The sequence below is a fragment of the uncultured Flavobacterium sp. genome, from assembly GCF_963925415.1.
GTDB lineage: Bacteria > Bacteroidota > Bacteroidia > Flavobacteriales > Flavobacteriaceae > Flavobacterium.
The window spans coordinates 1-16556 of sequence record NZ_CAWUTS010000081.1 but is presented as its reverse complement, the minus strand read 5'-3'; the positions used below and the strand labels follow the sequence as shown (position 1 = coordinate 16556).

General features: G+C 30.6%; 15 protein-coding genes. 2 read left to right on the top strand and 13 right to left on the bottom strand.

Going from position 1 to position 16556, the window contains the following annotated elements:
- Positions 1–128: 128 nt before the first annotated feature.
- The 11 genes from AABM47_RS06355 to AABM47_RS06305 all read right to left on the bottom strand — a co-directional run bounded on the left by AABM47_RS06355 (position 129) and on the right by AABM47_RS06305 (position 12820).
- A complete protein-coding gene (locus AABM47_RS06355; protein WP_338410088.1) occupies positions 129–1160 on the bottom strand; it encodes a S41 family peptidase in 1032 nt (343 codons plus the stop codon).
- 4 nt (positions 1161–1164) lie between these two features.
- Positions 1165–1965 carry a hypothetical protein gene (locus AABM47_RS06350; protein WP_338410087.1) on the bottom strand — a complete coding sequence of 267 codons (801 nt, stop codon included), beginning with the start codon at positions 1963–1965 and terminating at the stop codon, positions 1165–1167.
- A gap of 147 nt (positions 1966–2112) precedes the next feature.
- Positions 2113–3165: an aminotransferase class V-fold PLP-dependent enzyme gene (locus AABM47_RS06345; protein ID WP_338410086.1), complete on the bottom strand. Its 1053-nt coding sequence runs from the start codon at positions 3163–3165 to the stop codon at positions 2113–2115.
- A gap of 132 nt (positions 3166–3297) precedes the next feature.
- Complete coding sequence (locus tag AABM47_RS06340) at positions 3298–4209, bottom strand: serine protease (protein ID WP_338410085.1); 912 nt, start codon at positions 4207–4209, stop codon at positions 3298–3300.
- Between the two features lie 93 nt (positions 4210–4302).
- Positions 4303–5691: a pitrilysin family protein gene (locus tag AABM47_RS06335; protein ID WP_338410084.1), complete on the bottom strand. Its 1389-nt coding sequence runs from the start codon at positions 5689–5691 to the stop codon at positions 4303–4305.
- Positions 5688–7070 (bottom strand): pitrilysin family protein, encoded by a 1383-nt coding sequence (locus AABM47_RS06330; RefSeq protein WP_338410083.1) that lies wholly within the window; start codon positions 7068–7070, stop codon positions 5688–5690. The genes AABM47_RS06335 and AABM47_RS06330 overlap by 4 nt, the downstream gene beginning before the upstream one ends.
- A 233-nt stretch (positions 7071–7303) precedes the next feature.
- Positions 7304–8812: a hypothetical protein gene (locus tag AABM47_RS06325; protein WP_338410082.1), complete on the bottom strand. Its 1509-nt coding sequence runs from the start codon at positions 8810–8812 to the stop codon at positions 7304–7306.
- 53 nt (positions 8813–8865) lie between these two features.
- Positions 8866–9582: a hypothetical protein gene (locus AABM47_RS06320; RefSeq protein ID WP_338410081.1), complete on the bottom strand. Its 717-nt coding sequence runs from the start codon at positions 9580–9582 to the stop codon at positions 8866–8868.
- A gap of 85 nt (positions 9583–9667) precedes the next feature.
- Positions 9668–11248 carry a SulP family inorganic anion transporter gene (locus tag AABM47_RS06315; protein WP_338410080.1) on the bottom strand — a complete coding sequence of 527 codons (1581 nt, stop codon included), beginning with the start codon at positions 11246–11248 and terminating at the stop codon, positions 9668–9670.
- A 118-nt stretch (positions 11249–11366) separates the two neighbouring features.
- On the bottom strand, positions 11367–11819 hold the full coding sequence (gene coaD / locus AABM47_RS06310; protein WP_338410079.1) for a pantetheine-phosphate adenylyltransferase: 453 nt from the start codon (positions 11817–11819) through the stop codon (positions 11367–11369).
- Between the two features lie 14 nt (positions 11820–11833).
- On the bottom strand, positions 11834–12820 hold the full coding sequence (locus tag AABM47_RS06305; RefSeq protein WP_338410078.1) for a D-alanine--D-alanine ligase: 987 nt from the start codon (positions 12818–12820) through the stop codon (positions 11834–11836).
- An 86-nt stretch (positions 12821–12906) separates the two neighbouring features.
- On the opposite strand from AABM47_RS06305, the gene AABM47_RS06300 reads away from it, so the two are divergent.
- Together AABM47_RS06300 and AABM47_RS06295 are read left to right on the top strand one after the other, a co-directional pair.
- A complete protein-coding gene (locus tag AABM47_RS06300) occupies positions 12907–13545 on the top strand; it encodes a PASTA domain-containing protein (protein ID WP_338410077.1) in 639 nt (212 codons plus the stop codon).
- A gap of 4 nt (positions 13546–13549) precedes the next feature.
- Positions 13550–14605: an RluA family pseudouridine synthase gene (locus AABM47_RS06295; protein WP_338410076.1), complete on the top strand. Its 1056-nt coding sequence runs from the start codon at positions 13550–13552 to the stop codon at positions 14603–14605.
- Positions 14606–14615: 10 nt separating this feature from the next.
- Here the strand turns inward: AABM47_RS06295 and AABM47_RS06290 are convergent, their stop codons facing one another.
- Positions 14616–15746, bottom strand: a complete 1131-nt coding sequence (locus AABM47_RS06290) for a hypothetical protein (RefSeq protein WP_338410075.1) — start codon at positions 15744–15746, stop codon at positions 14616–14618.
- Positions 15709–16485, bottom strand: a complete 777-nt coding sequence (locus AABM47_RS06285; RefSeq protein WP_338410074.1) for a superoxide dismutase — start codon at positions 16483–16485, stop codon at positions 15709–15711. The genes AABM47_RS06290 and AABM47_RS06285 overlap by 38 nt, the downstream gene beginning before the upstream one ends.
- Between the last annotated feature and the right edge of the window lie 71 nt (positions 16486–16556).

Below are 16556 nucleotides of genomic sequence, written 5' to 3'. Positions count from 1 at the left end.
CTATTGTAATTGATTTAATTGTTGGTTTAAAATTATTTCTGATTTCTTGTGTGTATTTCCCTCTTTTTTCTAGAATATAGATTGGTAATATTTTCTATAAAAAATAGAGCCGTTTAATTTAGTTAATTTTAGTTTTCTAATTCTTCTATTGCTTTTTCTATTAATTTGTCACTAAGGTGAGTAAGTCCATAATTAGTATCATTTTTTACAATAATTGAAGGGCTTATGCCTATTTTAAAATATGAATCACCATTCGGAAATTCAGTACGTGAATTGGTAAGTGTTAAATTCCAACCGTTAGATAAATCTTTATCAACAATATTTCCTGCTGCTCCTGCCGAATTTGAACCAATGTGAATTATATGATCTCTTTGGAGCATTGCTAAAAGAAACATTTCTCCACCGCTGGCTGTTGTTCCATTTGATAATAATGCTATTTTTTTTGTTCTAAACCCTATTCCTGCAGGTTCAATATTCCATTCTTTATTTAGAAACGAATCTCCTTCGGGATAGTGTTCAATCATATAAGTAGCTGTTTTATCAATAAATCGTTGGGCTATATATCTTGGAACATAATTTGAACCACCAGCTCCAGATCTTATATCGATAATCATTGATGTTACTCCTAAATTATTTAATTTTTGGATTATTTGATCAATCTCTTTTACACCTTCTTCTATTTCAAATGAATTTGATCCACCAATAACTGTATTAAATGCTCTAATATATAGGTATCCAATGCTTGAATTTGATGTAACGACCCCTGATGTGTAAAATTGTGTTTCTGTATAAACTGATATTTCTCCAAATTGCGGTATTATCGTTTCTAAAATTACAGGTGGGCTATTTGTTGTAACAGTAGTTAAGTAATACGGTTCGCTACTCTTCATACCTACGTGGGGGTCTTTTAAATCATTTATTATACTGTTTAATATAATATTGGCCAATGTGCTTTGTGAGTTTGAAGCTTCCATTTGCGCTATATACTTTTGCTTGAGTTCTGCCATTGTAAATGGATGATAGTCTCGATAAGCATAATCGTTTTCTAAATATTCAAAAAAAAGGTCAAAATCGGCTTTAGCAGAAGTATCTACAATTAAATCTTTATCGCAAGAAAATAAGGTAATAGAAAATAAGATGTAATAGCTTATGTTTTTCATTTTGTTAAAAATTAAATACTATTCCTATAGTATTATTAAACTCGTATCCTTTTTTTATTAATGGTTGTTTGATGTGTCTATATGAAACCGCAAAATTGTAGTATATATTTGTTTGTTTTGAAACAGAATAAAACACATTAAAAGAATTATCAATGTATGAAGTGTTAATCACATTTGAGAATCTTGGGGTTTCAAATGCGGAGGCTATAATTCCGTTTTCTAATTGTATTTCTTCTGTAATTAATTGTTGTCCATTGTTATGTGAGCGCCATAAAACGCCAATTAAAGAAATATCAAAATCATATTGAAGTGTTAGTTTTGTATTTATCCAATATCGTGCAGATGTAGAAAAACCTGTTCCTAAATTAATATCCCAAGCATATCTAAGTTCAGCATTTTGAGGAAACCATGCATCTGCTCTAAAATCTAAATTTCCTCCAACATATACCGATAAATTAGATAGGTCTATATTGTTAATTTTTTTTAGATATCTAAATTTTAGGTTACCTGCGTAATCATTAATAATGTTAATATTATTTCCTTTTGTTTTTAATGTTCCAATCATAAAACTACCCTGAAAATTCATGACTCTTGCATTTTTTTGGTTTTCATACCTTAAATTAAAAAGATGATTAAAACCATTTTTGGGTAATCGAGAATATGTTTCATCTAATTTCAAGTTATACGACTGACCATATGCAACGTATAATTTATTTAAAATAATTGCCTCCTTCCCCTCTATTTGGGCAAATGCCCCCACTGAAAATAAGGAAGCACTAATAATATAAAGAAAAATATATTTCATGTTTTGTTGATGTGTTTTTTTAGATTACTCGATGTCTAAATGGGTATTAAAAATTGAAATTAATTCTTCCTCATCCATAACGCCATCAAAACGTTACCTAATAATTGCTTCCAATTTTTAAATTTAGCAAATTTATTTTTTAGTTACCTATTTTCTTAGTTTAGTATGTTGTTGATTTAGTTTTTTAATTAATTCTATAAATGCGTCTATATCTTTTTCTTCAGTATCAAAAGCACACATCCATCTTACTTCGTTCGTATGTTCGTCCCAAATATAAAATGGGCTTAGGTTCAGTAGTGTGTCATTCCACTCAACAGGTATCGCTGCAAACACTGAATTTGCTTGAACAGTTCTTGTTATTTCTATGTTTGACAAATGTTTTATTCCATTATAAAGCCTAATTGCCATTTTATTTGAATGTGTGGCAGATTTTACCCATACTTTGTCTTTAAGTAATTGATAGAACTGAGCAGATATAAATCGCATTTTTGAAGGTAACTGCATACTTTGTTTGTGCTTGTACTTTAAGTTGTCTGAACCCGATTTATTGAAACAAACCACAGCTTCGCCAAACATCATTCCTATTTTTGTTCCTCCTACCGATAAAACATCAACTCCAACATCTTTGGTCATTTCTGAAAGGGAGCAATTTAAATGTATGGCCGCATTAAAAAGACGAGCACCATCCATATGAAAAATTATATGTTCTTCTTTTAATAATTTGCCTATTTCAGTTAATTCTTCTAAAGAATATACAGTACCATATTCTGTAGGCTGTGCTATAGATAGTACTTTTATTTGAGCAAAATGTTCATCTCCTCTACGAATAATTGATTTTTTTATAGTTTCAATATCAATTTTGCCGTCATTATTAGTTTTTAATGGCATCAATCTACATCCTGTAAAACTTTCAGGAGCAGTTGATTCATCCATATATAAATGAGAAGAATCTGCACAAAGAATGGCGTTAAATGAGTTAGTAAAAAGACTTAGACTTAGAACATTTGCGCCAGTTCCGTTAAAAACAAAACTAACATCTACATCACTGTCAAATACTTTTTTGAATTGATCTTTGGCATCTATGGTAATTTCGTCATGTCCATAAGCTTTTACGTGCATTTTATTAACATTCCATATGGCCTCTAGCATTTCTGGTAAAACGCCTCCATAATTATCGCTTGCAAAACTTCTTTTTTTCATTTTTTTAATAAATTGTAAAGGTTTTAATAAATTTTAGGTAGAATATAAGTTTATGTAAATTGATATATTCTATGTATACAGCTAATGCATTAATTGCATTAATGAACACATGTGTTTTTTGTTAAAGTAGGGTTATTTATTGATAATATTTATAACTTTTTGGGGAATTAGGCTGCCACATTCGCCAACAAGGCTACGCCCTAAATTTGAATTTTTTCCGTCATAATCGCCTTGAACAAAAACCATTTCTGTATCTGTTTCTATATAGTCATCCTCTCCTCTAGACTGAATACCAATTACCTCCCCTGTAGATTTTAAAAATATTGGAGAACCAGAACTTCCCACCGAAACATCTAAATTGTGTATAAAAAATTTATTCTCAGAAAGCCCATCATATGGAAGTTTTTCCCACACGACACCTTTTTTAGTAAATTTTAAAGGAACTCCGTCTGGTGAACCAATAGTGACAATGTCTTTTCCTATCAAGGATTTTCTGTTTATGTTTCTAACTTTTAATGGCGTTTTTCCTTTAATTTTTTTATCCATTAATAAAACAGCATAATCACCTTTTCTTTTGTTATTTTTTGACGTTAAAATTTTTGTACATCGGTATATTTCTGATTCATGGTATATTTCTTTTTTTAACTTTTTATTTTTAACATCCCATTCATAATCAAATATATATACTACTTTTAACAATCTATTTTTATCCGCATGACCAACTGTCATTAATTTATCATCTGCTACAAGAAAAGCGGTTGAAATTCCAAATGCGGGCTGTTCCAAAAAAGGATGTTTTTTTAACTTTGGATATTCTTTTTGCAGTGTATAAGCAATATTTAATCGATAATATCCGTTTCCAACAGGCTCTAGATCTTCTTCAGATAAATAAACTGCGACAGATTTTGCTTTAGCCTGCCAATCAATTTGATCAACCTCTATATCTTCGATTTCTATGGCATCAAAATCTCCATAAATAACAGCCATAACCAATGAAAATGCAGATAAGCTAAGTGTTAAAAACTTTGTTGTTAATTTTTTCATTGGTGGATTCAATTAATAAATGCGAATGCCTGATTATTATTTAATTTTTGTAAATACACTTCATTTGGAGAATTAAATTGATGCCATATTGTATTAATTTATTTTCCTAGATTCTATAATTTCTTTATTTTGCTTTTTTATTTTCTCTTTATCCCCAACCAATACTATAGTCATATCAGGATAATTTAAATAGTCTTTTGTTATTTGTGAAACTTTTTTAGGTGTAACGGCATAAATGTTTTTTATATAATCAGTGAGGTAGTTTTCATTTAAATTATACATATCAATATAGTTTAACTGTTCTATGATACCTTCTGGAGATGAGTTTTGTATTACAAATAATCCTGCTGCATAATTTTTGATACCTTCTAGCTCTTCGTTTGATGGTCTTTCCTTTTGCAATTTTGTAATCTCTTTCGAAATTTCAATTAACGATGCTCCTGTAAATTTAGTTGTAACGTTAGCTTTCTCTATCCAAATTGAAGTGCCTTGTCTGTCTTGAATTGTACTTGCAGGTGAATAGGCATATCCTTTATCTTCACGTATGTTGGTCGTTATTCGAGATGCAGACGAATTACCTAATAAATAATTTGTAACAACCAGTGCTATGTAGTCAGGATCTTTAGGTGTAAGTGAAGGCGACCCAAGCATTATGGTTGTTTGGGGTGAATCTTTTCGGTCTATAATGGCTATCTCATTAGTATGCTTGGCAATAGCTTTAGGGTAATCCACTTCAGGGCCTGGTTTCCATGTTCCAAAACTTTTTTTAACTGCAACCGAAACATGAGATTCATTAAATTTGCCTACTACATATAATGAGGATCGTTTGGCTCCAAAATTTTGTTTATAAAACTCTTTTACCATCTCAAGAGTATATAAATCAATCATTTTGTTAGAAGGTATAATTCTACCATAAACGTGATTGGGATATATCGTCGAATATAATTTTTCTGCTGCTTGAGAGTGGGGATTTACCATTTGATAAGACAACTGTCTTTTCAAATTATTTTTTAAACGCTCTATCTCTGAATTAGAAAATATGGGGTTCATTAACAAATCACCCATAATTAGAATCAGGTCGCTTGCATATTCAGAGAGAACAGAAGCTGTAATTGTGGTTTCATCTAGTCCTACATTGATGTTTATTTCTCCACCCATACCAGCAACTTTTTTTGAGATAGTTGTAAAGTTCATAGTAGTAGTTCCTTCTCTCATCATGTCGGCCGTTAGATCGGCTAACCATATTTGGTTCTCTGTTTCGTGTACGTTTCCGGTTTTGATTATCAAACTAACGGTTACTTTTGGCACAATTCCATATTGAATGTAGGTTGTTTTTAAACCATTATCTAAAACCTTAGTGTTTTTTTTAGGAAGTGTAAAATTTAAAGGAACTCCTGCCGCTGGAGGTGTTTTTCTTTGTGCTTCTGCGTTAATGCCAAAAGCGAGTAATATTATTGCTAAATATATTTTTAAATGTTTCATATGCCTTCTGCTTTAGGATCAATAATTAAAATGGTTCGATTGGTTTTACGCAAATATTGTTTTAAAGTTTTGCGAATCATATCTGGTGTAATTTTTTTAAACTCCCCTTCAATTTTATTAATACGAGTTGGATCATCATCAAACAAAGCAAAACAACTTAGCAAATCAGCTCTTCCTTCTTTGTCGGCAATGATATCGTATAAATTAGATCGCAATTTTATCATTGCAAGGTCAAGTTCTTCTTGAGTAATATTATCTAATGATGCTATTGCATTATCAAATTGCGATATAATTGAGTCGGTAGACACTTCGGAATCGTAAATAAGTTTGGAAATCCATAACGCTGGTCCGCTGTAATTGAACATGTTTCCAGAATAGTTAATGCCACCGCTAACTTCATCTGTATATTCTTTTTCCTGTACCAATAAATTATTTAGTTTACTGTCATCTCCTTGAAGAAGTAATTGGTCAATTAATCCCATTGCATAATATTGAGATGTATTACGTTCGGGCATCTTATAAGCAATGCTAATAGCAGGTTTATTTGCTAATTTATCTTCTTTTACAAAGCGTTTTTCTTCTTTTTGTTCGGGTTCGCTAGTGTCGGCTATTGGTCTAAGGTTCGCTTTAGGTATTACCCCAAAATACTCCTCTATCCATTTTTTTGCGTTATCTATTTCAAAATCTCCAATAACAGTTAGTGTTGCATTGTTTGGTGCATAATAGGCTTTAAAAAAAGACGTAACATCTTCTATTTTGGCAGAATCTAGATCTTCTAGGTTGCCAAAAAAGTTATGGGCATTGTGCCAGTTCTCGTTGGCATATTGAGGCATATCTAGCCAAGGAAACCCTCCATAGGGGGCGTTAAGGACTTTGTCGTTCACTTCATTTTTAACCACCTCTCTTTGGTTATTCAAATTTTCCTCAGTAATATCAAGACTGGACATTCGGTCTGCCTCCACCCAAAGGATAGGTTTTAGCATATGAGAAGGAATGATTTCATAATAGTTGGTATAATCATAATAAGTAGAACCATTGAATTCTCCACCATTACCTTCGATTATTTTCATAAATTCTCCTTTGGGCATGTTCTTAGTGCCCTGAAACATCATGTGTTCAAATAAATGAGCAAAACCAGTTCTATTTTTAGGTTCAATTCGAAAACCAATATTATAATATATGGCCACCATGACAGTAGGTGCTGTTTTGTCTTGAGACAAAATCACTTTTAAACCGTTGGGTAATATATAATAATCTACGGGTATAGTAAATCCGATTTCAGGATCATTTTCTTTACCAGATTGGCATGCAGTAAAAAGAATATGTAGTAGGACTATAAAGACTACATTTAACCATTGTAGTTTCGTTTTATCTTTCATTTAAGTAATTTAAATTAATAGTAATCAAATATATAGAAATAAACACATGAGATTTACAGTCATTTATTTGCAAAAAAAAAAGCTAAAAATTAAGTTCTAAATTTTTAGCTTTTAAGACATTTGTATTTTTTAATGTATTGATTATCAGTGTTTAAAAAATTAAATATTTTTTTAAGTCTAATGATTAATTTTCATGTATTTTGTTTTCTTACAAATCTGAAAGCAGTATTTTCTTACTCTTGGTTTGAGATTTGTGATAAATGTTGTTCTATTTGGTATTTATTAAAATTATTCCATTTTGGTGGTTGACTTCTTTTTTGCCCGCATAATCTGTCTACACATAAGTTGTTGTTGTTATATTTTTTATGTAAAACGGCTACAACTTTAAAGAAAAATTCATCGAGCATTACTATAGATTCAAATTCTTTTTGGAGCTCTGTACAATCAGTTTCAGAAGGGTTTAAGAGCTGTAATAAATTTAAAATTTCTGTTTTTTCTTCTGAGTTTAGTTTGGTTAAGTAACCATTTTTTAATGTTTTATATACAATGTTATTCCATATTATACTGTCGTGTCCCCACAAAACATTATCTATATGTAACGAATGTTCGCAGATTAATACGATAGCGTATAGTACGTCGTTTAAGTAGCTAGTCGGAAACTCATCAAAACTTCTAAATTCAAAGCCGCTTTGGTACATTTTTTCTTGATTGAAATCAAGACCAATATCCGAAAGTAATTCGTATTCCATTTCCGTTTCAATTTGATCACGCCACCAAATATTCTCTTCTTTTGTAAACTTTAGTAACTTTCTAAAATCGGCTACCTTGCAGGTTAAAATTTTTCCTTTAGACATTGATTTATTAAAGGTTCCAACACCGGTGAATCTACTCATAGCGCTTCTCATAGAACCCAAAGCATAGGTTTTATCTAAATTAAATTTAGTACTCATAACCCCCATAATATCTGGACTGCCTAGTGTAGCAATAAAAAAAGGTTCAAACCATTGCAGCAGATATATAGCATTAGAATGTGTTTTGTCAAATGTGTCATAATCAATAATTCGACTGTTTTTGCTTAGCGTTGGTAATGTGATGTGAAAATGATAGGTTCCGTTATTGAATAAAACAAGATTTTTTTGGTTGGAAATAAACATGTTTAACCCAACATTATAATCAGGAAAATTTAATTTTTCTGTTAGAACTGAAGATTTGTTAATGGTGTCAATGAATATTTTTTTTGTAGTTATAAGCTCGTTACAAGATTCTTCAATTGTTCTGTTTTCAAAGTATTTTGTTACAAATTCTATTGAATCACCATCAAAACAAACCGATCCCATGGGGATGTTTTTTTGGGTTACCATGCTTTGAATGTTGTAGGGTTGGTCTTTTAAAAAAAATTCTAAAATAGATTCTCCAAGATATTCCGGATTTTCTAATGGGTCTAAATTTTCTTTGCTTTGTACCAAGGTTTTGTGTTGGTAGTTTGTATCTAATTTATCGAGCGAATGACTGTTAATCATTCGTGTTATTTTATAATTTTTAGTTGCATCAAAAGTTGTTTTTAATTGTGAATCGATACTTCCTGATTTATAGCATTTTCTATAATCAATACTGTATCGTTCGCAGCCAACTTTTTCATGTATAAATTTACCAGACACCACAAGGGATTCTTTCAATTGCATATAGGTTTCATTTTCTAATCCTATACCCCAGTAATAATTTGTGGTCTGATTTTTTTTCATTTATATATTTTTTTGTTTTTTTAAGTATTATACGAATTTAGTAACCTATTTTTTTAATCATGGTAATAAAATACATGAGAAGAATAACGCTCGTGATTCCACCAATCTTTTCGGGCTTTAGCAAAATAATTATAATTTAGTTTTCCTGCTTGAGATTGCAATGGATAAACCACTAGGCCATTTTCTCTGTAGGCTTTTTTTACATTTGTTTCGGGCACAATAGGCACAATATGTCCTGATAGACCCACTTTTTTTCTTTTAGCACAAATTATAGCAATACCCCCTTCATCATTGACTTTATTTTGAATTTCATCTAAGTTTTCCATTCTTTTCCACCCAAAATTTCCGCCCCATCTTATAAACCAATCTACAATTGCACTGGAGTATATAGGCTTTACAGTTTTGCCAAAAACCGCCTCAATTTTTTGTCCTTCTGCTATTTTTTGTATTGAATTTGGAGTCCACCAAACCGTTGGAAGATACACATTAGAAAAATAACAATAATCAAAGGAATATACATTACAATAGGTGTCTTCTATAGTTCTTTGATATCTAATATTTTTTATTACATTTAGTTTTTCAATCAGTTGGTGAATGCTTTCTTTTTTAGTTGTTGCATCTGTTTCATCTCGGTATGGAATACTAGAATCAACCATTGGATTAAACTTCATTTCCATTGATTCTAAATTTGATTTTGTATGCGGTAATAATTGAGCCAGTAATATTTGATTATCTGATGTTGCATTCGACACGCTATTTTTTTTTTTCATTTGTTCTTATTTGAATTCTTGTAACACTATATGAAATTGATTTTTTATATGTATCAAATTATTGTTGCATTTGTTAAACGTTGCTCTACGCAATTTTTCCTGGAACAACTTTGTATGTAGGATCTTCTAAAATATTTACATCTATAATTGCTTCGGCATTTTTGAGAAGATCTACACAATCTCTACTCAAATGTTTTAAATGTACCTTTTTACCCACTTTAGCATATCGTTCGGTAATTTTATTTAAAGCTTCAATACCCGACATATCTGCAACACGACTTTCTGCAAAGTCAATAATAATTTCTTTAGGATCGTTTTGTATGTCAAATTTTTCTGCAAAAGCAGTTGTTGAACCAAAGAATAAGGGCCCAAAAATTTCGTAGTGTTTGATGCCTTGATTATCAGTATATTTTCGAGCACGAATGCGTTTAGCATTTTCCCAAGAATAAGCCAATGCTGCTATTATTACACCAGATAAAACGGCTACGGCCAAGTTGTGTGTTATTGCAGTTATTAAAGTTACTAAAACCATTACAACCACATCTGAGTTTGGCATTTTTTTAAAGGTCTTAAAACTTGCCCATTCAAAAGTACCTATGGCAACCATAAACATTAAACCAACCAAAGCGGCCATGGGTAATTTTTCTATAAAACTAGAGCCAAACATAATAAAAAACAAAAGCATTACAGCTGCAGTTATACCCGATAATCGAGCTCGAGCACCAGCCGAAGTATTTATTAAACTTTGACCAATCATACCACATCCACCCATTCCTGATAAAAATCCAGATAATATATTAGCAGAGCCTTGGGCAATACATTCTTTATTGCTGTTTCCACGAGTGTCGGTTATTTCGTCTACTATGTTTAGCGTTAAAAGACTTTCAATTAGTCCTACACCTGCAACAATGGCTGCATATGGAAAGATAATTTTGAATGTTTCAAGCGTAAAAGGAATTGTAGGTATGGAAAGAGGAGGAAAGCCTCCTTTTATAGTTTCACCAGCATTCATTGTGTCTGCAACGGTCATTGTGTCAATGCCAAAACCTATTACAAGCGCCGAAACTACTAAAATGGCAACTAATGATGAAGGTACTGCTTTTGTTAATTTAGGTAAGCCCCAAATGATTAACATGGTTAACATGGTTAGCCCTAACATCATTGTAAAAGCGGAAGTTTCTAATAAATTACTGGTTCCTTTTTGATAGAAATTTGGAAATTGAGCCATGAATATAATAATAGCCAATCCGTTAACAAATCCAAACATGACCGGATGAGGTACTAATCTAATGAATTTTCCCAGCTTGAGTAGTCCTGTTATTATTTGAAGAATTCCTGCTATGATGACGGTTGCAAAAACATAATTTAGTATTTGAGTAGGAGAAATGTCGGCAAAATGGTTTTTTAATTCTAATATTAATCCAATAAAAATAACGGCAACGGCTCCTGTAGCGCCAGATATCATACCAGGGCGACCTCCAAAAACAGAGGTTATCAATGCCATTACAAATGCTGCATAAAGACCAGTTAGCGGTGAAAAACCAGGAATCATTGCAAAAGCAATAGCCTCAGGAACAAGGGCAAGAGCAACTGTTATGCCAGATAATATTTCAGTTTTATAATTTACTTTTTGTTTGAAATCAAATAAATTTAATACTTTTTGCATTTTAATTTGGGCTTTTATTTTTAAAAGTGCAAATGTAGGGTTTTAAAATTGATGTACCATGTTTGAGCACATCTGGTTAAAAAAAATATGATTGTGTATTAGACTAATGATCTAAAATCTATTGCATTACTGATTCTGGAACCAATTTACTAACATCGCCACCATTTCTTATAACGTCTCTTACAATACTGGATGAAATATAAGAAGTGCGAGCAGCAGTTAATAAGAAAACGGTTTCTATTTTCGATAATTTTCGATTGGTATGTGCAATAGCTTTTTCAAATTCAAAATCGGCAGGATTGCGTAAACCTCTTAAAATAAAATCAGCATTTTCTTTTTGGCATAAATGTATTGTTAAGCCTGAGTATGAAATCACTTTAACTTTGGGTTCGTTTTTGAACGATTCTTTAATAAAACGCATTCGGTCTTCTAAGGAAAACATGTATTTTTTTTCTGCATTTATACCAATGGCCACAATAACTTCATCAAATAACGAAATACCTCTTTTGATGATATCAAAATGACCGTTTGTGATGGGGTCAAAAGAACCTGGAAATATTGCTTTTTTCATTTTTTATGTATTTATTATTTCTTCCAAATGGGTTTTTGTTGTAAAGCTAATTCAATTTCATTATCAAACAAATCACTCATGCTAATATTTGCAAAAGCAGCTTGTTGAGGAAAAATACTTTGAGGACTTAAACCAGGATTAGTATTGATTTCGATAAAATGAGGTTCGTTATTCATAATGATGAATTCAGATCTAGAGAAACCGTTCATGCGCAGAGTATCATAAATCTTTATGGCTATTTTTTTAACTTTTTCTGTCATTTCATCGCTGATTCGGGCAGGAGTAATTTCTTCCGATTTTCCTAAATACTTGGCTTCATAGTCAAAAAAGGAATTTTCAGAAATGATTTCGGTTAAGCCTAAAACTAGCGTTTCTCCTTTATATTTAAGAACTCCAACAGAAACTTCAGTTCCGTCTAAGAAACTTTCAATAAGTATTTCTTTGTCTTCTGCAAAAGCAAATAGCAAAGCTTTTTCAAATTCTTCAGATGAATTTACTTTTGAAATGCCTAAACTACTACCAGATTGGTTAGGTTTTACAAAAAAAGGAACACCTAAATCGGCTACAACTTGATCAAAAGAAATAGCGTTTCCTTCAGATACATATATGGATTTGGCTCTTGGAACATTAAATTTTGATAAAACAGAAAGCGTATCACGCTTGTTAAAAGTAAGACCAGATTGATAATAATTACAACCAGCGTATGGAATTTCTAATAATTCCCAATAGGCTTGCAAATGACCATCTTCACCAGGCGTTCCATGAACGGTATTTAAAATTACATCAAAATGAGTAATTGAAAAGCCATCATAAAATGAAAAATCGGCCTTGTTTATAGAGAACTTTTCGTCATTAACAATCGCAAACCAACCCTCTAACAAAATATGAATTTCATAGATGTTATATTTTTCTTGATCTAAATTGTTTAAAATTAGTTGACCACTTCTTAATGATATTACAGATTCATCTGAATATCCACCCATTACTACTGCTACATTCATACTCTATTGTAAAATAAATTCTATTTTACAAAAATATCATATTTTATTCGAACTTTAAATTTATATCTTTGCTAAAATTAGTATTTATGAAGATTATTCAATTTTTAAAGAGTAGAACATTTGTTAAACAAATAGTTTTTGCAGTTATTATTGTATGTATTTTAGTTTTTATATTAATAAATTTTTTAGGTATTACTACTAATCACGATGAAGTAATTGATGTTCCTGATCTGACTAATGTCAAAATTAGTATTGCGGAACAAAAATTAAATGATTTGGGTTTAGAGGTCTTAATTTTAGACACCATTGATTATAATGCAGATTATCTTCCTTTTTCAATTGTAGAGCAAGATCCTGAATTTGGTGACAAAGTAAAGGATGGTAGAAAAGTATATGTAAAAATTAACGCAGGGGGTTATGCGATGATTACAATGCCAGATATTAAAGACAAAACCTACCGTCAGCTCCAAGCTGTCTTTAGAGCTATAGGAATTAAAGAAGGAAATGTATTATATAAACCAAATTTGGCTAAAGATTTAGTATTAGCAGTAAAGTTAAATGGGAAAGCGTTAAAAAAAGGAGATAAAATTTTAAAAAATACGGTTGTAGATTTAGAACTTGGGGATGGAAAAAGAACTTTTGAAGAAACTTTTATAAATGGAGCAGATTCACTAGTTGTAATTCAACCTGAGATTGATGTTGATGTGCCAAAACTTGATGATTAAAAAAATGATTGATAATACAAATAGTACAGAAGATAATTTAGACGAGGATAACTTATTTGAACATTATAAATTTGAAGCTACAAAAGGTCAAGCACCTTTGCGAGTTGATAAATATTTAATGAACATGGTTGAAAATGCTACTCGTAATAAAATTCAGCAAGCAGCTACAAATGGTAATATTTATGTAAATGATGTTCCAGTAAAGTCAAATTATAAAGTGAAGGCTTTCGATGTTATTCGTATTTTATTAGCCCATCCACCTTTTGAAAATTTAATAATTGCAGAAGACATACCTTTAGATATAGTTTATGAAGATGATCAATTATTGGTGGTCAATAAACCTGCAGGATTAGTTGTGCATCCAGGTTATGGAAACTATTCAGGAACCTTGGTTAATGCCTTGGCTTTTCATTTTGATAATTTGCCCATGAATAGCTCCGAACGGCCTGGATTGGTTCATAGGATTGATAAAGACACTTCGGGTTTATTAGTAGTCGCTAAAACAGAATATGCGATGACTTATTTGGCGAAGCAGTTTGCTGCCAAAACATCAGAACGCGAGTATGTTGGTATTGTATGGGGAAATGTTGAAGAAGATGAAGGTATTATTGAAGGAAATATTGGCAGACATGGTACAAATAGAATGCAAATGGCCGTTTATGAAACAGATGGCGAAACAGGAAAACCAGCAGTTACTCATTATAAAGTTTTAGAACGATTAGGATATGTAACTTTAGTTTCGTGTAAATTAGAAACAGGGCGAACGCATCAAATTAGAGTTCATATGAAACATATTGGTCATACCTTATTTAATGATGAGCGATATGGTGGAAATTTAATATTAAAAGGAACTACGTTTACCAAGTATAAGCAGTTTGTAGATAATTGTTTTAAGATTTTACCTCGACAAGCACTTCATGCAAAAACACTAGGTTTTGAACATCCTATTACTAAAGAGTTTATGCGTTTTGAAACTGAAACGCCTAAGGATATTCAAGAATGTATTGAAAAATGGAGGGTATATTCAACTGCAAAAAACTATGATGATTTAGACGATTAAACCATTTTTTCTAGTATGTATAATATTCAATTTTTCTTGAAGTAAATAACTCTAAATTTTTATTTAAAGTAGTAGTTTTTGAAACCCAATTTGCTTGATCATCATAGGTATAGCTTGCCTCTTTTCTATAAATCTCGATATTAGTAGCGTCGATTATTAAATAAAGTGTTAGGTTATTGTGTATGTCGTATTCATAATTAGATTGAGAAATAACGACTTCATTTTTATAAAAAATAGTTTTTGTAATATTATTTTTTTCATCATATTCTATTACTTCTTTAGTATTTGAATTCTCAAAAGAATCATATGTTTTTTTTGTAATTAATCTATTTTTTTGATCAAAATCCTTAGCTTCTTCAAAGCTTATTACGCCATTTGGGTTAAATGTTTTGGCACTTATAAGATCGTTGTTTAAATTGTATTCAAAATTTGTCTTCCAAACTAAATCATTATTTTTGTCATAAGAAGCTTCTGTTTTTTTATCGCTATTTTCATTATATTCATAAGCTAAACGCGATTGAAAATTGGGCTTGTCTCTATAATAAAGTTCTTCTACTAATTGATTAAAAGTATTGTATTTATAGGAAATTTTATCTGTTATATTGTCTCGAGAATTGAATTTTAATTTGTTTATTTTTAAGCCTTTATCATATTGAAAAACTTCTTTGTCTAATAAACTTCCATCTGTAATTCTTCGGGTAATAATGGTGTTATTTTTTGCTTCCCAGGTATGTTTTGTGAATGAAAAATCAGTTGGTGAAGTAAATTTTTTTGAAGATATAATTCTGTCAATACCATCATAAATGAGATCTTCTGTTATGTTACTATCTTCTCCATAGATTAATTTATTGACAAGCAACCCATTAGAATCAAATTTTAATGTAACGTCTTTTGAACTTTGATTTTCATATCTTCGAGCACTTGAGGGTAGTGACTTTTCATTTCGGTTTTGTTCTGTTGTATATTCAACACAATTTTTCACATTTCCATTTAAGCCAAATATCAAACATTCAGCCACAACTTTTTTTGTTTCATCAGTATTTATTTCTTTTTCTTTTTTACAAGAATATAGAAATAGGATGCAGCAAAAAAATATAATTATTTTATTCATCAATGTATTTAATGGCGGTTGCTTCATCATATTTTTTTGAGACTGTTTTCCAGTTTATAATGTTAAAAATATTTTCAACATATTTTCCTTTAAGGTTATTGTATTGCAAATAATAAGCATGTTCCCATAGATCTAAAGCAAAAATAGGTATTCCTCTTTCGTTTGTGCTTTTCATTAATGGGTTTTCATTATTTATAGTTTTAATAATCGATAATTTTCCGTTGATGTCTACTATAATCCAAACCCACCCTGAGCCATACAAATCATTAGCATTGTCAATAATTTGTTTTTTCATATTACTGAAAGTGCCAAAATCTATATCTATTGCTTTTTGAAATTCTACTGTAGGTTTGGTGTTTTTTTCGTTTGATATTATTTCAAAAAATAAGTTATGGTTGTAATATCCTCCTGCATTATTTTTTAAATATAGATCATCATTGTTTAAATTGGCTAAAACATCTTCTATATTTCTAGATTTAAATTCAGTTTCTTTTATAGCAATGTTTAATTTATTGGCATAGCTTAAATGAAGTTTAGAATGATGAATTTCCATTGTTTGAGCATCAATAAATGGTTCTAAATCTGAGTACTGGAATGCAAACTTTTTCATGTTAAATGGTCCTTCTGATGTTTTTACACCATAAGGATTTGTCAATTTAATTTCTTCTATAAAATTAGATTCAGGCAATTCAACTTCTATGAGTTGTTTGTCTTTTTTGCAAGCTATCAATGAAATAAATAACAAATAAATTAGTATTCCTTTTTTCATTATAAATTTAGTCTAGATTTCTTTCTTTTAATAAAGTATTTATTAGTTCAATATATTGTTTTTTTGCTTCG